This window comes from Ruegeria sp. YTSA219 (genome assembly GCF_059609985.1).
This window is the reverse complement of record NZ_JBXWMT010000020.1, coordinates 38541-56993: the sequence shown is the minus strand read 5'-3', so window position 1 is coordinate 56993 and position 18453 is coordinate 38541. Positions and strand designations below refer to the sequence as shown.

General features: G+C 58.2%; 21 protein-coding genes and 1 pseudogene. 12 read left to right on the top strand and 10 right to left on the bottom strand.

What is annotated here, in order from left to right:
- Positions 1-174: 174 nt before the first annotated feature.
- Positions 175-1863, top strand: a complete 1689-nt coding sequence (locus AC2FFB_RS19145; protein WP_496690069.1) for an adenylate/guanylate cyclase domain-containing protein — start codon at positions 175-177, stop codon at positions 1861-1863.
- A gap of 71 nt (positions 1864-1934) precedes the next feature.
- Here AC2FFB_RS19145 and AC2FFB_RS19140 read toward each other — a convergent pair whose 3' ends face one another.
- Entirely contained in the window at positions 1935-2348 is a 414-nt protein-coding gene (locus tag AC2FFB_RS19140) for a cupin domain-containing protein (protein ID WP_142639076.1), read from the bottom strand.
- Positions 2349-3140: 792 nt separating this feature from the next.
- Between AC2FFB_RS19140 and AC2FFB_RS19135 the strand changes: the two are divergent.
- Positions 3141-3583 (top strand): annotated as a pseudogene (locus tag AC2FFB_RS19135) (tyrosine-type recombinase/integrase).
- A 116-nt stretch (positions 3584-3699) separates the two neighbouring features.
- Here AC2FFB_RS19135 and urtE read toward each other — a convergent pair.
- From urtE to AC2FFB_RS19105, 6 genes are all read right to left on the bottom strand, one after another.
- On the bottom strand, positions 3700-4407 hold the full coding sequence (gene urtE, locus AC2FFB_RS19130) for an urea ABC transporter ATP-binding subunit UrtE (protein WP_142639074.1): 708 nt from the start codon (positions 4405-4407) through the stop codon (positions 3700-3702).
- Complete coding sequence (gene urtD / locus AC2FFB_RS19125; protein WP_142639072.1) at positions 4397-5137, bottom strand: urea ABC transporter ATP-binding protein UrtD; 741 nt, start codon at positions 5135-5137, stop codon at positions 4397-4399. Before urtD ends, urtE begins: the two co-directional genes overlap by 11 nt.
- On the bottom strand, positions 5134-6393 hold the full coding sequence (gene urtC, locus AC2FFB_RS19120; RefSeq protein WP_142639070.1) for an urea ABC transporter permease subunit UrtC: 1260 nt from the start codon (positions 6391-6393) through the stop codon (positions 5134-5136). Before urtC ends, urtD begins: the two co-directional genes overlap by 4 nt.
- Before the next feature lie 2 nt (positions 6394-6395).
- Entirely contained in the window at positions 6396-8327 is a 1932-nt protein-coding gene (gene urtB / locus AC2FFB_RS19115; protein WP_496875311.1) for an urea ABC transporter permease subunit UrtB, read from the bottom strand.
- 110 nt (positions 8328-8437) lie between these two features.
- On the bottom strand, positions 8438-9712 hold the full coding sequence (gene urtA, locus AC2FFB_RS19110) for an urea ABC transporter substrate-binding protein (protein WP_142639068.1): 1275 nt from the start codon (positions 9710-9712) through the stop codon (positions 8438-8440).
- A 301-nt stretch (positions 9713-10013) separates the two neighbouring features.
- The gene (locus AC2FFB_RS19105; protein ID WP_496875309.1) at positions 10014-10391 is read right to left on the bottom strand and encodes a hypothetical protein; all 378 of its coding nucleotides are present in this window, start codon (positions 10389-10391) and stop codon (positions 10014-10016) included.
- A gap of 280 nt (positions 10392-10671) precedes the next feature.
- On the opposite strand from AC2FFB_RS19105, the gene AC2FFB_RS19100 reads away from it, so the two are divergent.
- From AC2FFB_RS19100 to ureG, 8 genes are read left to right on the top strand one after another with little or no spacing between them, the layout of a single operon-like run.
- On the top strand, positions 10672-11499 hold the full coding sequence (locus AC2FFB_RS19100; RefSeq protein ID WP_496690075.1) for an urease accessory protein UreD: 828 nt from the start codon (positions 10672-10674) through the stop codon (positions 11497-11499).
- A gap of 3 nt (positions 11500-11502) precedes the next feature.
- Positions 11503-11805 (top strand): urease subunit gamma, encoded by a 303-nt coding sequence (locus AC2FFB_RS19095; RefSeq protein ID WP_271952423.1) that lies wholly within the window; start codon positions 11503-11505, stop codon positions 11803-11805.
- Between the two features lie 9 nt (positions 11806-11814).
- Positions 11815-11985 carry a hypothetical protein gene (locus AC2FFB_RS19090; RefSeq protein ID WP_271952425.1) on the top strand — a complete coding sequence of 57 codons (171 nt, stop codon included), beginning with the start codon at positions 11815-11817 and terminating at the stop codon, positions 11983-11985.
- Complete coding sequence (locus AC2FFB_RS19085; RefSeq protein ID WP_496690076.1) at positions 11982-12287, top strand: urease subunit beta; 306 nt, start codon at positions 11982-11984, stop codon at positions 12285-12287. Before AC2FFB_RS19090 ends, AC2FFB_RS19085 begins: the two co-directional genes overlap by 4 nt.
- The gene (gene ureC, locus AC2FFB_RS19080; protein WP_496875308.1) at positions 12287-13999 is read left to right on the top strand and encodes an urease subunit alpha; all 1713 of its coding nucleotides are present in this window, start codon (positions 12287-12289) and stop codon (positions 13997-13999) included. The genes AC2FFB_RS19085 and ureC overlap by 1 nt, the downstream gene beginning before the upstream one ends.
- Positions 14000-14005: 6 nt before the next feature.
- Positions 14006-14485: an urease accessory protein UreE gene (locus AC2FFB_RS19075; RefSeq protein WP_271952427.1), complete on the top strand. Its 480-nt coding sequence runs from the start codon at positions 14006-14008 to the stop codon at positions 14483-14485.
- Positions 14469-15116 (top strand): urease accessory protein UreF, encoded by a 648-nt coding sequence (locus AC2FFB_RS19070; RefSeq protein WP_496714115.1) that lies wholly within the window; start codon positions 14469-14471, stop codon positions 15114-15116. Before AC2FFB_RS19075 ends, AC2FFB_RS19070 begins: the two co-directional genes overlap by 17 nt.
- Positions 15113-15724, top strand: a complete 612-nt coding sequence (ureG, locus tag AC2FFB_RS19065; RefSeq protein WP_271952430.1) for an urease accessory protein UreG — start codon at positions 15113-15115, stop codon at positions 15722-15724. The genes AC2FFB_RS19070 and ureG overlap by 4 nt, the downstream gene beginning before the upstream one ends.
- 106 nt (positions 15725-15830) lie before the next feature.
- On the opposite strand, the gene AC2FFB_RS19060 is transcribed toward ureG, so the two are convergent.
- The 3 genes from AC2FFB_RS19060 to AC2FFB_RS19050 form a co-directional block, all read right to left on the bottom strand.
- Positions 15831-16196, bottom strand: coding sequence for a GNAT family N-acetyltransferase (locus AC2FFB_RS19060; RefSeq protein ID WP_496875310.1), 366 nt, complete (start codon positions 16194-16196; stop codon positions 15831-15833).
- Between the two features lie 376 nt (positions 16197-16572).
- Positions 16573-16839 (bottom strand): DUF1127 domain-containing protein, encoded by a 267-nt coding sequence (locus AC2FFB_RS19055; RefSeq protein ID WP_496714116.1) that lies wholly within the window; start codon positions 16837-16839, stop codon positions 16573-16575.
- Positions 16829-17053 carry a YjiS-like domain-containing protein gene (locus AC2FFB_RS19050; RefSeq protein WP_496690079.1) on the bottom strand — a complete coding sequence of 75 codons (225 nt, stop codon included), beginning with the start codon at positions 17051-17053 and terminating at the stop codon, positions 16829-16831. The genes AC2FFB_RS19055 and AC2FFB_RS19050 overlap by 11 nt, the downstream gene beginning before the upstream one ends.
- 131 nt (positions 17054-17184) lie before the next feature.
- Here AC2FFB_RS19050 and AC2FFB_RS19045 point away from each other — a divergent pair, with 131 nt between their 5' ends.
- Both AC2FFB_RS19045 and AC2FFB_RS19040 read left to right on the top strand, forming a co-directional pair.
- Positions 17185-18102 (top strand): LysR family transcriptional regulator, encoded by a 918-nt coding sequence (locus AC2FFB_RS19045; protein ID WP_496875307.1) that lies wholly within the window; start codon positions 17185-17187, stop codon positions 18100-18102.
- A gap of 21 nt (positions 18103-18123) precedes the next feature.
- On the top strand, positions 18124-18441 hold the full coding sequence (locus tag AC2FFB_RS19040; protein ID WP_281995615.1) for a carboxymuconolactone decarboxylase family protein: 318 nt from the start codon (positions 18124-18126) through the stop codon (positions 18439-18441).
- The last annotated feature ends 12 nt before the right edge of the window (positions 18442-18453 follow it).

The following is an 18453-nucleotide window of genomic DNA, read 5'->3' as shown; positions in this document are numbered from 1 at the left end:
AAGGTATTCCTCTCGGCCATCGCTCTCGCTGCTACAGTCCTATTCTGGCTGTAAATCAATGAGTCTGGAGCCTACGGCTTTTCAAAATCTGACGAATGGGCTGACAGAAGCAACCCACCGAGCTAACTTCATTGCAAAGAGGAGGGGTGAATGGGAAGACGTCTCACGACGGTATTGGCCGCCGACATTGTGGGCTATTCCGCGCTGATGGATCAGGACCGTACTGGCACAGTCGCTGCATTAAAGACCTTCCGCGAGGACACGTTTCTCCCGATCGTGGAAGATACCAATGGTTCACTGATCAAAAGCATGGGCGACGGCTGGATCGTCGAGTTTCAATCACCATCTGAAGCAGCAGCTTGCGCGATTGCAGTTCAGTCCGCCCACAGACCTGACCACATCAAACTGCGCATCGGGGTTCACACAGGGGAAGTGGTAACCGATGGCGATGACATTTTCGGCGACGGCATCAATGTTGCGGCGCGTCTGGAGGCTCTCGCGAAGCCGGGACAAGTGCTCTTTTCAGATACGTCACATAACAGCCTTGACCGTAACGATGCGGGATTATTCGACGGCGGAGAGCAAACCGAACTGAAAAACATCACGCGGCATGTTGGAATCTGGTGTTGGCCAAAGGGTACGAAAGCCAATCTCGCGATCAAAGCGGATGTGAGGCCGGGAATCGCAGTGCTCCCATTCGACAATATGTCGGGTGATCCGGAGCAGGAGTTCTTTGCCGATGGCATAACGGAAGACATCATAACTGAGCTATCTCGGTTTCGTTGGTTGATGGTCGTCGCACGAAACTCTTCTTTTGCTTATAAGGGGAAAAGCACGGACATCCGCGACATGGGCCGCGACTTAGGGGTTCGGTATGTACTGGAAGGCTCCGTTCGGCGTTCCGGGCAGCGCGTCCGCATCACGGGACAGCTCATAGATACCGAAAATGGGAGCCATTTGTGGGCGGACCGCTTTGACGGTGTGCTCGACGACATCTTTGATCTTCAAGATCAAGTCACCGAAGACGTAGTTACAGCTATTGAACCATCGGTGCGGCACGCTGAAACAAATCGTGCGCGTGCAAAACCCACCAAGGACTTACAGGCATACGAGCTCTACCTCCGAGCATTATCACATTTCCACTTGCTGACTGACCAAGACAACATAGAGGCAATACGACTGACAAAACTGGCTTTGGATCGAGATCCGGAATACGCCTCCGCAGCGGGCTTGCTAGCATGGCTTCATATCCAACGTCTAGTGCAAGGTTTGGAACCTGTAGATCAGGGACCCAAGTCAGCTGTCGCGGCCGCAGAGCAGGTGCTGCGGAGCGATCGCGCGGACGGCATTGCAAAGGCTTATGCCGCACATTCGATCTCTATGCTGGCACAAGACCTGTCCCGCGCGCGGACAGCCTTTAAGGAAGCATTGTCGGAAAATCCCAACGCGGCGACGGTCCACATGCTCGCCGCTGCAAATCTTTATTTGCTGAATCGCCCTGACAAGGCGCTGGAACATGCAGTCCGGTCTGTCGAACTCAGCCCGGGTGATCCATTGCGGCACGCCGCTTTCATGGGACAGGGTGCCGCCTTGTTTCACTTGGGACGTTATGAGGAAGCCGCGCAGGCCTGTCGCGAAGCCTTGTCTGTGCGTGCAACCTTCCTGATGAGCCACCTGATGCTGATTGCCTCGCTTGCTGAGCTCGATGACATAGATGCGGCAAAAACAGCGGCTGTCAAATTGAACGAAATCGCTCCGAATGCGGCTTCGATAACCGAGACAACACGTTTACCATTATTCTCTATTCCAACCTGCGCTGATCGCTGGCGCAGCGGGTGGAAAAAAGCAGGGTTGCAAGTGTGAAGGCAAACGGCACCCCCCCGGTTCCGACAACCATGCATTCGGTAAAGGATGTTTCGCCTTTGTCTTGAAAATCAGTCGCTGACCAAAACTCTGCCTGGCTGGCCCTCCTCATGGACACGGAACACCAAAATGGTTGCCCCTTCGTCCCCTGAGCGAGCGGTGTGCACTTTCTTCAACGGAACGACGCCAACGTCACCTGAAAAAGCTTCTTGTTCGCCTTCGCCGTCTAGGATGAGGGTGACGCTGCCCCGCAGAATGTAGGCAAATTCTTCACCGGGATGCCAATGCATTGGTAAAGTGAGGTTTGGTGGTAGGGCAACATGGCTCACGACAACCTCCAAGCCCTCAGTGCTTTTGAGCGACTCGGTTAGCAAGTCCTGAATAAGCGGTTTTTGCAAAGCCGCTGGATCCCGCACATCGTGCGACATAGCCGCTGCGGCACCAGTCACGACAATCAAAAAAGCAAATATGATTGGTTTCCACATCTAATCCCCTCCTACTTTTAGAAGATGATGGCATTGGGACCTTTTCGAAATCAATGCTGGTGTGCACGCGGTTAACTGCGGCGTTCCAAATTGTTGTGTCAAAGGCTGTTCCAGGGTCCGCAAAGTTCGCGGAGCGCTTCTTAGTGGACGGTGCGGCGAGTGGCGGCTTAGTCCGCTCACCTACCATTTGCCGCTCGGGTCTGAACGTCCGGAATGTGCGGTTCGCTACGTGCCGCACATGCAAAAGTCCGAAACTCGGTCGACAGCAGGTAAGGGCTCTTACCACCAATCGATGACCACCGCGGAGAATGGCGGCAGCGAGCCCAACCTGTACCTCGGGTTTTTTCGCTGCGTACGCTCGCAACACGGAAATCTCTGCGCACGCACGAATTCTTGTGTTACGGCACAGCGCTGAATTCGGCCATTCACATATTGCCTAGCAAGAATGTGCGCCCGGATTCACAGGTTGTGGACTGAAGCAGTGATCCGTGAAAATCCGTGAAAGCGTCGGCCCACCGGACCGGTGCTTCCACGGTGGGGCTGACGCGCCTTGATTCCGTTCTGGGGTGCATCACAACCTATGTCCGCCAACGAACTCAAAGCGGTTCAATGCATGCACCGAGAACTCAAGTAGAGTGGGCTTCGGACAGCAGGCATCCGATTCGATTGTACAATTGTCTCGTTGGCGTGGTGCCGATGATTGGATGCGGAGGGCGGATTGGAGGGCACATTATGCCTAGAGTTCAACTTCCCGCAGTCACCCCAAAGCGCAGAGCATGAAACAAGGGTCGGATCATCGGCCAGAAACGACCAGTCCCTCGGCCTCGGCGATCCGTGCTCGAGAACGGGTTTCAGTGGTCCAGAGCAAAACCAAGAAACCAGTACAATTCGAACTGACGGAAAACACACAGGATACGGTTCATGCTTGGGTCAAGTCGCCAAAGATGATGGGCTGTAGCTTCATGTTTCCGAGCCGTTTCCTCGAGCGACCCCATATCTCAACGCGTCAGCATGGTCGGCTTGTCAGAGATTGGGTGACTGCGATTGGATTGGAGTCGAGCGGTTACGGGACCCATTCACTCCGCCGAACCAAAGCAGCGGAGATTTACCGTAAGACAGGGAATCTCCGCGCAGTGCAGCTTTTGCTGGGTCACACTAAGATTGACAGTAGAGTGCGTTACCTTGGCGTTGAGTTGGAAGATGCTCTCACTATTGCGGAGCAGATTGAAATCTGACCCGCGTCGGCGAATGGCACTTGCCGTTCGCCGGTTTGGAACAGACTTACGGCCTTGAAGCGGTAAAACCGGTTATGAAGGGAAGAATAGTATACAGATCACCCTGCCATTGCGTACTACAAAGACGTGCTGGCGGTCAGCTTTTCGAGTGATAGTTCCGGCTTTCGCGCGCTCAGTTTGACGGCACCGCGCTCCATCACGACGAAGGCATCCCCAAGATCATAGGCGAAGGACAGATACTGTTCGACTAGGACGATCGCGATGTTCCCGCGTTCCTTCAGAATGCGGATGGTGCCGCCGATCTGCTGGATGACGTTCGGCTGGATACCTTCGGTCGGTTCATCCAGAAGAAGCACTTTCGGGTTCGACACCAGCGCGCGCGCGATCGCCAGTTGCTGTTGCTGGCCGCCTGAAAGGTCACCGCCCCGCCGTTGCAGGAACTTCTTCAGAATGGGGAACAGATCAAAAATCTCGTCCTTCACCTTGCGTTCGCCACTTGGCAGGCAGGCAAATCCCGTCTCAAGGTTTTCCTGCACCGTCAAAAACGGAAAGATCTCGCGCCCCTGGGGCACATAGGCAACGCCCTTCCGCGCAAGGTCAAAGGCCTTCAGCTTTCCGATGCTTTGGCCGTCCAGATCATAGTCGCCCCCCGACCGGGGATGGGTGCCCGCCAGCGCCTTTAACAGCGACGTCTTGCCTACGCCATTAGTGCCCATCAAGCAGGTGACCTCGCCCTGGGCCGCGTCGAAATCCACGCCGTTCAAAATTTGGCTGCCGCCATAGTGCAGCGTCAGATCGCGGATGCTGAGGAAACTATCGGCCAAGGTACACCTCGATGACTTGCTGGTTCTTGGTGACGTGATCGATCGAGCCTTCGGCCAGAACCGAGCCTTCGTGCAGCACGGTCACTTTGCAATCCAAACGCCGCACGAAATCCATGTCGTGTTCCACTACGACGACAGCGCGGGTCTTCGCCGCGTCCCGCAGAATTTGCGTGGTCTTCTGACGTTCTGCGGTCGTCATGCCTGCCGCAGGTTCGTCCACTAGCAACAGCTTCGGTTCCTGTGCCAAGAGCATCCCGATCTCCAACCATTGCTTTTGCCCGTGGGACAGCTCGCCAGATTTCCGTGACAGAACCGCGTCCAGCCCAATGACATCCGCCAGTTCTTCGACCCGGGCAAAGTCCGGTGTTTCGGGTTTGAACAGCAGCACGGCCAGCGGCGACCGCGACTTTTTCAGCGCCATCATCAGGTTGTCTTGAACTGTCTGATCCTCAAACACCGTGGGTCGCTGGAACTTGCGCCCGACCCCTTCCATGGCGATCTTGCTTTCCGATTTGCCCAGCAAGGACACGGGCGGTTCGCCCCAAAGCACATGGCCCTCGTCAGGCCGGGTTTTGCCGGTCACCACATCCATGAAGGTGGTCTTGCCCGCGCCGTTCGGGCCGATGACCGCCCGCAATTCGGCCCTGTCAATGCTGAACGACAGGTTGTTCAGCGCCTTGAACCCGTCAAAGCTGACCGACACGCCCGAGACTTCAAGAAGCGCGCTCATGCATCTGCCTCCTTTTCTCTCAAAGAACCGTGGCCCGGCCCCAGGTCGCGCCCATGCCGATTGGGGTTGCGACGCGCTGCCAAGGCGTCGAACAGCCCTCCAATGCCTTTCGGTGCGAAAAGCGTAACCGCCACGAAGGACAGCCCCAACAGGACGGTCCACCAATCGACCCATTGAATGCGATACCCGGCGATGTTCAGGTCAGGGGCTTGCCCGCCGGTAAACCAGGTCGACAAGAGCGAGACGAAAGCCGCGCCGATCACGGCTCCGTACAATCGCCCACGCCCGCCGATGGCCACCCAGACCGCCAGATAGATCGAGGCAATCGGCGCCAGTTCCGCCGGGTTGATAATGCCCGCCTGTGGGTAGTAGATTGCGCCTGCAATGCCAGCGAGCACGGCCGATACGGTGAAGACAAACAGCTTGAACGCCTCGACTGGATAGCCAAGGAAGCGCACCCGCGCTTCGTCGTCCCGAATGCCGCGCAGGACCGAGCCGAACTTGCCCGATACCATCCAAGTCGCCAGCACGTATCCAAGTCCCAGAGCCAGGGCCGAGGCCCAAAGGAACCAGACCGAAACGATGGCCTGACTAGTGCTCTCCAACCCCGGCAGGTTCTGCAGGCCTGACAGACCGTTGTTGCCGCGCAATCCGCTGTCGTTTTGGAACAGGTACAGTGACAGCGCCAGCGTCATCGCCTGCGTCAGGATCGAAAGGTACACACCTGTCACCCGGCTGCGGAAGGCCAGCCAGCCAAAGACCAGCGCCAGAAGCCCCGGCGCCAGTACGACGGCGGCCAGTTGCAGCGGCAGAGAATGGGCAAAGGCCCAGATCGGCGGAAATTCCGAGGCTCCGACGACACCGAAGATCTGGCCAGCGATCCCGCTGGAGACCTCTTCGGGCGTTGGCGGCAGCCCTCCGGCGGCGAGGCTCTCGACGACGATCAGACGCGTCCGCTCGTACATCAGCCACATGCCTATCGCGTAACCGCCCATTCCGAAGAAGGCCATATGCCCAAGGGACAGGATACCGCAATAGCCCCAGACCAGATCCATCGCCAGCGCGACGAGGCAGAGGCACAGGGTCTTGCCCAGGGTCTTGACGAAACTGGTCGAGATGACGCCGATACCGAACCCTTCGGACAGGATCGTCACGCCCAGGGTGAACAGCCCCAGACAGGCCAGAAAGATAAGCACCGACGGATAACGCACCACGAAAGGTGTGCGACGCACAGGGCCTGCTGTCAGTTCCGCCATGCTCATGCCTCCGCCGCCCGGCCTTTAAGCGCGATGATCCCGCGCGGCCGGAATTGGATGAAGAGGATGATGAAGAGGATCATATAGGTCTGTGCGGCCAGTGTGTTCGAGGGGTTCAGCCATTCGATCCCTTTTTGCAGCGAGCCAACCATGGTCGCGCCCAGAAGCGTGCCCCAGATGTTGCCAACGCCGCCCACGACCACGGTCATGAAGCTTTGCACGATATAGTCCGCGCCCATCTCGCTGGTCACTTTGGCGTAAAGCCCAATCGCCACACCCGCTATCCCGGCAATACCCGAGCCGAAGCCGAAGGTCAGCATGTTGATCCTGTCGGGGTTGATCCCCATCGAGGCCGCCATGCGGGGGTTCTGTGTCACCGCCCGCACTTCCAGCCCCAATCGAGTGCGGTTCATGACGAAAAGGAATAGCGCCATGAACAAAAGCGCCAAAACGAAAATTGCGATCCGGATATAGCTGATCGACACGATGTCATTGAACACCAGCGATCCGTCCAGCCAGCCGGGCGAGGTGAGGGGCCGCGCTTGCGTGCCGAAGATGTTCTTGGCGATCTGTTGCAGGGCAATGGAAATCCCGAAAGTCGCCAGAAGCGTCTCCAGCGGGCGATGGTAGAGGTGGCGGATCACTAGCCGTTCCATCGTGACCCCTGCGCCGAAGGTGACGGCAAAGGCCAGCGGCAAGGCGACGATAATGGAAATCGTGTAATCCGGGATGATCTGCTGGACGACGTAGCCGGTGTAGGCGCCCATCATGATGAACTCGCCATGGGCCATGTTGATCACGCGCATCACGCCAAAGGTGATAGCAAGACCGATGGCGGCAAGAAAGTAGATCGAAGCGAGCGACAGGGCGTCAAGGCCAAGGTCAAATGCCTGGTTAAATGCCACCTTGTTTTCGATGCCCGTCAGCACCGCCGCCGCGGCAACGGCCAATGAAGGCGAGCCGCTGTAGCGTTCGTAGAACGTGAAGCCTGCCAGGGTTTCATCCACCTCGGCTTCGGTGGCCACAGGGTTTACCACGCCCTGTTCGGCCAAAGCTTCATAAGCAAGGTCGCGTGCGTCTTCGCTGTTCAGCGTCGCCACCTGAACCCCCGCGACCGATCCCTCCGAGATGTTCGCCAAAAGCGCGTTCCGCTTGTCGTACCGGTTGATCCGGGGTTTCGCCAGATCGGCGGCAACCAGAAGGTCATAGGCGGACTCGCGCGGCAGGTCGTCGCTGCCGACGGTCAGGATGCGGGCGATGTCATCGCCCTCGGGTGCTTGTGCCGAAGCCTCGACTTTCACGGCCAAAAGCGGGTTCAATGCGGCCCGGACATCGACACCAAGATCGCCGTCAAATTGCTGGATGGCAGCAATCCTCTCCTCGTCGGTCGCGCCGAAGCGGATTGTCAAAAGCCCCTGAAGGCGTTCCATGCGACTTTGCACAGACTGGTCCGTTTCGTCGGGCAGAACTTTGGTCAGGGCCACAAGATGGGACGCCTCCGAGTCACGCTCGATCGCATTCAGGGCCTGCATCTTTTCGGCAAAAGACCCTGATAGTTGGAATTGCACCAGGGCCGCGCCGATCATGCCGCGAATGCCGCTGTTGGGTTTCAACTGTTTGAAGTCACGGGCAACGAAAGTGCCAAGTTCCGCGCCATCGGCAAAGTCGAACGCCGTCAATTCCTTGCCCGAGGCTTCGCCATAGACGAAAAGCCCGGTGTCCTTGTCGCGCCACATCTCTTTGTTTTGCCAGCGTTCCAGCACGACCTGGGCCTCGGCCAGACCACTGGCGGCAAGCGCGTCGATGGCAGGACCGATGGTCTTGCGCGAGGATTTGGCGATGATTTCGCTATGTTCTTGCAAAAGTTGCTGGATCGGCGCCTCGGCGTTCTGCGCCGAAAGTGGCAAGGCAAGAGCGCACAGAAGCACCGACATGAAACCGATGTTGAACCGACGTATAAGCGACATGGATAGTTCAGCCCCCGTAAGGCGTTCTGGGGGCGACATGCGCCGCACCCGTAGGGTGGGATTTCAACCCACCATGCTTAGTAGTTCGACTTGATCTGAACGCAGGACGACGTTTCGGTGTTGTACATCCCGCAATCGAGTTCCGCCCAATCGGATTTCAGCACCGCCGATTCCGGCAGGAAATCCGTCCAGGCATCGCCCGGCACTTCCTCCGTCTGGCTGATGATGTCGAACTGACCATCCTCGGTGATCTCGCCGATCAGAACCGGCTTGGCCAAGTGGTGGTTCGGCAGCATGACAGCGGTGCCACCAGTCAGGTTCGGGAATTCCTGCCCGTACAAGGCGGTGCGCACGGCATCGACATCGGTGGTACCTGCTTCGGTCGCCGCATTCACCCACATGTTGAAGCCGATGTAATGCGCCTCCATCGGGTCATTCGTCACACGCTCGTCGCCCATGCGGGCTTTCCAGGCCTCGACCCATTCGGCGTTGGCATCGGTGTCTGCTGACTGGAAGTAATTCCAGGCTGCGAGGTGACCAACAAGGTTGGAGGTGTCGAGACCCGACAATTCTTCCTCGCCGACCGAGAAGGCCACGACGGGAATGTCGTCGGCGCTGATGCCAGCAGCCGCGAGTTCCTTGTAGAAGCCCACGTTTGCGTCGCCGTTGATCGTTGAAATCACGCCGACTTTCTTGCCATCCGCACCAAGAGCCACGACGTCCGAGACGATCTTGGACCAGTCAGAATGACCAAAGGGCGTGTAGTTGACGAAGATGTCGTCCTCGGCGATGCCCTTCTGCTGAAGATAGCTTTCCAGAATGTTGTTCGTCGTCCGGGGGTAAACATAGTCGGTGCCCAGAAGCGCGAATTTCTCAACGCCAAGTTCTTCCAGAAAGTAATCCGTCGCCGGGATTGCCTGCTGGTTGGGGGCGGCACCGGTGTAGAAGACGTTTTTTGAGGATTCCTCGCCTTCATATTGAACCGGATAGAACAGAAGTCCGTTCAACTCTTCGATCACAGGTAGAACCGATTTCCGCGACACGGATGTCCAGTTGCCGAAAATCACGTCAACCTCGTGTACCGAAATCAGCTCGCGCGCTTTTTCGGCAAAGAGCGGCCAGTCCGACGCCGGGTCGACCACGACGGCCTCCAACTCGCAGCCCAGAACGCCGCCTTTGGCGTTTTGCTGTTCGATCAGCATTTCCATCGTGTCTTTTAGTGTTGTTTCTGAAATCGCCATGGTTCCGGACAGGGAGTGCAGCACTCCCACCTTGATCGGGCAGTCTTGCGCCATGGCCGGCAGCATCGAAGCGGCCAGGACGGCAGCAGAACTAAGAAGTGTCTTTTTCATCGCAGTTTTCCTTCAGGCACTGCGCGGGGAAGCGTTGCTTTCAAGGGTGTGATCCCCCATATGCCCCCCACGCAATCTAATTGCGGAGTGCGGTGGTGTTTTGGAATTGCAAGGCCAGCACCATCGCACGTTCAACGGGATTTGTGTGATCCCGGAAGAAGTCGTTCCATGGAAATTGCTGCGACTGCGAGATCAGCGGGGGTTGGAAAACGGCCCCTGGCGTCAATCCGTCAAAAATTGCGCAGACTTTCGCGGGTTCGCCATTTTATTGTGCGAAAGAAACGCCAAATCTTTGGGCGCTTCAGCTTTCAAGCAAGAATCCTGTGCAATAGACGATCTCGGCCCGGGCACGCCGCACCGCCCATTGGGAGCGATCCGCATCGTGTGAGAATCTGGCGGCGGACAGCAATTGCGCATGCGCCATCTTGGCGTCGATACGCAGGTGAAGCGCATGACGTCGTTGATCGTCGGGCACCGTCGCGTTCAGAAGGTCGATGAACTGCGCCCGGCGATGCGCGATCTGATCCGTGCGGTCATCATTCATAAGCCAGGCATGTTCCAACTCGGCCGAGAACCGTCCTGCACATGCCGCGAATGAAGACATCAGGGGATCATCTGCCGCCGGACTTTGCTTCGGCAGGATAAGAAGCAGGACCAGAAAGGTTTTCAAACTGCTCATGATCCGATCATGAAGACCTAAAAGTCAGCAATCAAGCTTTCTGCCGCCTTATGGCTAACGCACACTTAACAGACGAAGTCCCTGTCACCCGTTCGACACGTCATTCAGGCATTTCCGTGTCGGCGTTTCGCAATTGTCAAATTTCTGGGCGAGTGGGGTCATTTTCGCACAGCAAATAGGCAGAACTCTGGGATTGGTCTTTTTCCCGGCGCGCAGTGGTGGATCACACCCCAATCTGCATGGTGAACCATGCGGGTCGAGTACCGGGGGCGACAGACGCATGGGTCAACCACATCTGGCATCACGAGAGGCGAACACCGCCCCGAGATCCATCGGTGCCATGACCTTGTCGACCAAATGCCGTGACGGACGTACGGGCATAGACCGCTTCAGAACCTCGGGCGCTAGCAAGGTGGCTTTTCCGCGTCGCAAGGATGCCGTCGAAGCCATTGTGCTGAACACTTCGGGCGGATTAACAGGCGGCGACCGGTTTGAGGCTTCGGCCAGCGCCGGGCCGGACAGCCACCTGATCCTGACAACCCAAGCCGCAGAACGTGCCTATCGCAGCACATCTGGCGCTGCGTGTGTCAGCACGCGCCTGTCTGTCGCCATGGGCGCGGTACTGCATTGGTTGCCGCAAGAGTTGATCATGTTTGACGGTGGTTGTCTCAACCGTCGCCTTGACGTGGACGTCACCGACGGAGCCGAGGCCGTGCTGGTCGAACCCGTCGTCTTCGGTCGCCGCGCCATGGGCGAAACCCGTATCTCGGGCAGTTTTCGCGACCGGATCACCCTGCGCCACGATGGTCGCCCGATCTATTGGGACCGCATTAACCTGACCGGATCAATCAGCGCCAGTCTTGACCGTCCGGCCATCGCAGGCGGCATGACCGCCCTTGCCAGCGCCCTTTACTTCGGCCCGCGTGCCGAGGCGCTTTTGCCTATTGTCCGGCAACTTTTGCCAAAGACCGGCGGCGCAAGCCTTGTCGCGCCCGATCTTTTGACCATCCGACTTCTTGCCGCCGATTCCTATCTGTTGCGCCAATGGCTGGTGCCGGTGCTGGAACGCCTGACCGAAACCACCCTGCCGAAATCCTGGAGACTCTGACCCATGCAACTCAGCCCCCGCGAAAAAGACAAACTGCTGATCGCCATGGCTGCCGAAGTGGCCCGCAAGCGCCTTGCCCGTGGCGTCAAGTTGAACCACCCCGAGGCCATCGCGCTGATCACCGACACGGTCGTCGAAGGCGCTCGCGATGGCAGCTCGGTCGCCGACATGATGGAGGTAGGCGCCGAGGTCATCACCCGCGACGACTGCATGGCCGGCATTCCCGAGATGATCCACGAAGTGCAGGTCGAAGCCACCTTTCCGGACGGCACCAAGCTAGTCACCGTCCACAATCCCATCCGATAGGAGTCTCTCATGCGTTACGCTATTCCCGCTTTGTTTCTGGCTTCCCCCGCCTTGGCCCATCCTGCCAGCCTGCCGCATGGGCATTCAGCAGATTGGGCCGTACCCGTCGCATTGCTGTTGATTGGCGCGGCGGCCTTCATGGCCAAGCGCAAGGCAGTCCGGGTTCGGAGACGCCAATGATCCCCGGCGAACTCTTTCCGGCGGAGGGTGAGGTCACTCTGAACGCAGGGGCGGAGCCGATCACGCTAATGGTCGCCAATACGGGCGACCGACCGGTACAGGTCGGCTCACACTACCATTTCGGCGAGGCCAACGCGGCGCTCGATTTCGACCGCGACGCCGCACGCGGCATGCGTCTGGATATCGCAGCCGGGACAGCCGTGCGGTTTGAACCCGGTCAACGGCGCGAGGTGCAACTGATCCTGATTGGCGGCGCACGGCGTGTCTTCGGGTTCAACCAGCTTGTGATGGGAGATCTCTGATGCCCACCCAAATCCCCCGCTCTGACTACGCCGCCATGTTCGGCCCCACCACCGGCGACAAGCTGCGGCTGGCCGATACTGACCTGATCATTGAAGTGGAAAAGGACCTGACAGGCCCCTACGGCGAAGAAGTCAAATTCGGCGGCGGCAAGGTGATCCGCGACGGGATGGGTCAGGCGCAGACCACGCGCGCCGAGGGTGCGGTGGATACCGTCATCACCAACGCGCTGATCGTGGACGCAACCGGCATCTACAAAGCGGACGTCGGTTTGAAAGACGGCAAGATCCACAAGATCGGCAAGGCGGGCAACCCAGACACACAACCCGGCGTCGACATCATCGTCGGCCCTGGCACTGAAGCCATCGCTGGCGAAGGCAAGATCCTGACGGCCGGTGGGTTCGACAGCCACATTCATTTCATCTGCCCGCAACAGATCGAGGATGCTCTGTATTCTGGTCTAACCACAATGCTGGGCGGCGGCACTGGCCCGGCCCATGGCACGCTGGCCACGACCTGCACACCGGGACCGTGGCACATTGGGCGGATGCTGCAGGCGGCGGATGCGTTTCCGATGAACCTCGCCTTTGCGGGAAAGGGGAATGCGTCGCTCCCCGCCGCTTTAGAGGAACAGGTCAAGGGCGGTGCCTGCGCGTTGAAGCTGCATGAGGATTGGGGCACGACGCCCGGCGCTATCGACTGTTGCCTATCTGTGGCGGACGACATGGACGTTCAGGTGATGATCCATACCGACACGCTGAACGAATCCGGCTTTGTCGAAAACACCATCGCCGCCATAAGGGGCCGCACCATCCACGCCTTCCACACCGAAGGCGCTGGGGGCGGCCATGCCCCTGACATCATCAAGATCTGTGGCGAGGCCCATGTTCTGCCGTCGTCGACCAACCCGACCCGACCTTTTACGGTCAATACAGTGGACGAACACCTGGACATGCTGATGGTCTGCCATCACCTGGACAAATCCATCCCAGAGGATGTGGCTTTCGCCGAAAGCCGCACCCGGCGCGAGACGATCGCCGCCGAAGACATCCTGCACGACATGGGGGCGTTCTCGATCATCGCTTCAGACAGCCAGGCCATGGGGCGTGTGGGCGAAGTGATCATTCGCACCTGGCAAACCGCTGACAAGATGAAGAAACAGCGGGGCGCCTTGGCCGAGGAGGTCGGCGACAACGACAATTTCCGCGTCCGTCGCTATATCGCGAAATACACGATCAACCCGGCCATTGCGCACGGGCTGTCAAAGCACATCGGTTCGATCGAAGAAGGCAAACGCGCCGATCTGGTCCTATGGAACCCGGCGTTTTTCGGTGTGAAGCCTGAGATGATCCTTATGGGCGGCAGCATTGTGTGTGCGCAGATGGGCGATCCAAACGCTTCGATCCCGACACCGCAGCCGGTCTATACCCGCCCGATGTTCGGGGCCTTTGGCCGGTCGCTGGAAGCCAATGCCGTGACCTTTGTTTCCGAGGCGGCACACTCCGAAGGACTGGGAGATGCGCTTGGATTGGCCAAGACAAGTTTGCCGGTGGAGAACACGCGCGGTATCGGCAAAGCGGATCTTGTCCTGAACGACGCCATGCCCGAGGTCGAGGTGCACCCCGAAACCTATGAGGTGCGGGCTGATGGCGAATTGCTGACCTGCCAACCTGCAACCGAGCTGCCCATGGCGCAGCGGTATTTTCTGTATTGAGGCCTCATGACCGATATTCCCATTGCACAAACGCTCCATCCCGCTGGCACATCAGACAATGCGGTGGCGGACTGCGCGTTGACGTATGACGCCCGATTTTTCCGGCGAAAGAAACTGACAACGACCGAAGGCTGGTCCTTTGTCGCAGACTTCGAACAGACCGTATCCCTGAACGATGGCGACGTGCTGGAACTGGGCGATGGACGTCTGGTCAAAGTGACGGCGGCACCCGAAAACCTCTTGGCCGTTTCCGGGCAAGACCTGCCCCGCCTCGCCTGGCACATCGGCAACCGCCACACACCTTGTCAGATCGAGGCGACCCGCCTTTTGATCCAGGATGATCCCGTCATCGCTCATATGCTGAGCCACCTCGGTGCCACGGTGACCCAAGTCACCGAACCCTTCACTCCGGAAGGCGGCGCCTATGGTCACGGGCGCACCCATGCGCATGATCACGGACACTCGGCCCATGCCCACGCCCATTGATGCGCACTTACTGACGCTGACCCAATGGCTGTCGCCCGCGTTTCCAGTGGGGGCCTTCGCCTATTCGCACGGACTTGAAACAGCGATCAACGAGGGTTGGATTGCCGCCGACGCGACCAGTTTGGAAGACTGGCTGAGAGATTGCCTGAGTGATGGCTCAGGCCGCGCTGATGCGATCTGGATGCGGCTGGCTTATGCTGCCGACGACCCATTGGAGATGGACGCGAAAGCACGTTCCTTTGCTATCGCCGAAGAGCGTCTGCGCGAAGCTGAAAGGCAGGGCGCTGCCTTTGTTGCTACAGTCAACGCCGTCTGGGGTTTGGCGCTACCTGACATGCTGTTGCCCGTTGCCGTCGGTCGCGCCGCTAGATTGGCAGAGCTGGATATCGATACGACTGCCGTTCTCTATCTGCAGGCCTTTGTCGCAAACCTGACCTCCTCGGCCATCCGCCTGAGCCCCATCGGGCAGACGGCCGGTCAACGGGTGATCCTGAACTTGCAGCCCTTTTGCCTTCAGGTCGCCGAAGACACGAGAAATGCGGACACCACGGACGTTTTTGGCAACGTCTTTTTCTCAGACATCTCCGCGATGGCCCACGAAACTCTTGAACCGAGGCTCTTCCAATCATGACACAACTCAACGGCCCTTTGCGCATCGGTATCGGCGGCCCGGTCGGTGCAGGAAAGACGACCCTGACCGCGAGGCTTGCCGAACTTTTGAAAGACGATCACTCGATCGGCGTCATCACCAACGACATCTACACACAAGAAGACGCCGAAGCTCTGATGCGCATGCAAATCCTGCCGTCTGATCGCGTGATTGGAGTGGAAACCGGCGGCTGTCCTCATACGGCGATTCGCGAAGACGCGTCGATCAACCTGGCTGCCGTGGCCGAGATGCGGCTGCGTCACCCCGACGTCGAGGTCGTCCTGATCGAATCCGGTGGCGACAACCTATCGGCCACCTTCAGCCCGGAGTTGGCGGACCTGACAATCTATGTGATCGACGTGGCCGCAGGCGAGGAAATCCCACGCAAGGGTGGCCCCGCAATCACCAGGTCAGACATCCTAGTCATCAATAAAACCGACCTTGCCCCTCATGTGGGGGCATCTTTGGACGTCATGCGCCGAGACGCCGCGAGAATGCGGGGCGATCTGCCGGTGGTATTTGCCTGCCTGAAAGCCGGCCACGGTTCGGACGAGGTCGCGTCGCACCTTAGATCTCTTTCCGGCATTTGATGAGAGCCTAGCCGGCAAGAACGGTGCTTGGTCCACTTTGCGGGACTTTGAGAGTATTCGAGTATGTGCTAACGCAACGTTTCGGAACGTTTGTTTCTCCCCCCACTCAAATGAACAAGCGAAATCCCCTGACTTCACCAACGACTTCTGCGGCTTGGGAGGAGGGTGATGACCAGTTTGGATGCAAAACGGCTTTAGCAACGCCCTGATCGATGCACAGCCGAGCATTGTGCTTTGCTGCAAGATGCCTCATGCGGCGGTTCTCTCGCAGGCACATCAATTCAATTGAACTGATGCCCCACTTCCGCGCGATTGCGATAATGCGCTCGAACAGCGCATCACCAATTCCGATGTTTTGCCAATCAGGTTCGACAGAAAAGGCGGCTTCCGTCTTTGTAGATCCGGTCTGGTCGTCACCGCGGAGTTCGGCGGCGCCCCTCCGACGCCCTTTTGCAAACGCGCCGCAGAGAATGCTGTCATAATGAGGAATGCTCTGAACTTAGGTCGTCAGACTCTCGTCGCTGAAAGTCCCACAGAACCGCGCGCGCCGAGACTCGGCGTCGAGCCGTCGAAAGTGATCGCAGATCTCGTTTTGGTCAGCTGGATAGAGTCGGCGAATGGCAAAGTTTTGATGATGTCTGAGATGGACAATCGCCTTGTCGCTCCGATTGCAGACGTGGATTGGGCCAGCATCTTCGGGAGGAGGTGAAGGTGCTGGCCCAAAAGCATTGGCGGTCCCTGTTGATATTTTTCGTCGCCGCTGCTTTTGCTGGCTTACTCTGGGAGGAGCGAGGACCAGCAATTCGTGTTCAAGTTTGCAAGCAATCCTCGGATTGGGGCCCGCCGCATTAGTCTTGGCTTTTTCCGTCTGTTTCCTGCGCCATGAGCCGTTCCGCGTACTGCGGAATCTCGGAGCGCGTGATGCCGATCGCGGCCAATTGCCGATCGCTCATGTTCGCCAAAACCGACATCATCCGGGCTGCATGTATTGCCTTCAGAACGGATTTCGCCGTTGCTGTGGACCTTGCCGCAAATCTGTAAATCGCGTTGGACAACGTGCCCAAGTTGGCTTTGTCAGGTCGGATCGTCGCGGTTGAGTGGACACTAAACGCCATAAGCCGCCTCCAGTGCCAGTTTTTGGATGCCGTTGCGGGGAATTCCCAGATCTGCCAGATCGCGGTCGGTGAGCATCGAAAGCTCGTGGTAGGTGTCGCGATAGATCTTCCGTTTGGCCTGCGCGTCGCGAAAACCGTCCCAATTTTGATGAATTATTAAGCGGCTGACGTCCAGAACGGCGTCCAGCCAACTGCTTGAGCGTGTGATTGCCATGTTCGCGCCTCGTCTATTGCTGCGGTGCGGTATTTGTGCCGCACTGCAGAGATAGGAGTGTTTGGTGGCGCTCACAATTTCCGAAATTGGCATAGGCCCTGTGCCAATGTGGAACAGGCAGGTGGTGGGACATGGATATTTCAGCGCAAATGTTGATTTTTGCGACTGTGGTCGAGCGTGGGAGCATCTCGGCCGCCGCGCGATCCATGGGGCAGACCCCTTCGGCGGTCAGCAAGCAGATTGGTTTGCTTGAGGATCATGTTCATTGTCGCTTGCTAAACCGGACCCGGACGGGTGTGTCGCCGACCGAGGAAGGCCATGAACTCTATCAGAAATGCAAGGCGATGGCCGAAAAGTTCAAAGAGGCCGAGGCGCTTATCCTGAACATGGATGGCACACCGCGCGGCAAGCTGAAAATCGCCTCGACCGTCGCGTTTGGAAAGTCGCAGCTGATTCCCGCCTTGCCGGACCTCATGGCGCAAAACCCAGACATCCAGATTTCGCTGGATTTGACGGATCGTGAAATCGATCTGCAAAGCGAAGGGTTCGACGTTGCCATCTGCTTTGCTGAACAGCGCAAGGATCCCGACATCGTTGTTCGCCGCATCATGCAAAGCCGCCGGGTGCTTTGTGCCGCGCCTGCCTATCTGAAGCGCCGAGAAACGCCGAAGTGTTTCGCAGATCTGGCCGATCACGATTGCCTTCGGATCGCGGGCAGCAGCAGTCGCAATACGTGGCACGACGGTGACGACAGCTTTGACGCACAAGGGACTTTCGAGGGCAACAGCACCGACGTGATCTTTCGCGCCGCACTTGCTGGCATCGGGATCGCCCGATTGCCCTGCTACATGGCGAACCCGCGGTTCTCCTCGGGCGAGTTGGTGCATGTCATTCCCGAATATTCCCCGGCCAGCACGGACATCGTCGTGATGTTTGCCGATCGGCGCATTCTGGCCCCGAAGACACGGGCGTTCGTTGACTTCCTGGTGCGTGAATTCAGCGATGCCCATGATAAAAATCGCGACCAGATCGCAAATACCGGAACCTGACATATCAAGAAGGCCTTTGGCGTGACTCAAACCACAACCGACATAGGACGGGAGCTTTCCGAACGGCTGAACCCTGGAATGGAAAATGCTCTGAACGAAAGATACGGACACCTATTGCCCGATATGGCCGAGGGCTTGGTGGGTTTTGCCTACGGCCTGCAATTTGCCCGCCCGGAATTGCCTCTGCGTGACAGATACTTGGCGACCGTCGCTGCTCTCACAGCGCTTGGCGGTCAAACGCGGCCGCAGTTGAAGGTGAACATTGCCGGAGGACGCAAGGCGGATCTCACTCAGAAAGAGATCGCCGAAGTGTTCGAAGCCGAAGGCCGCAATGACTGACTTGAGCTTCGA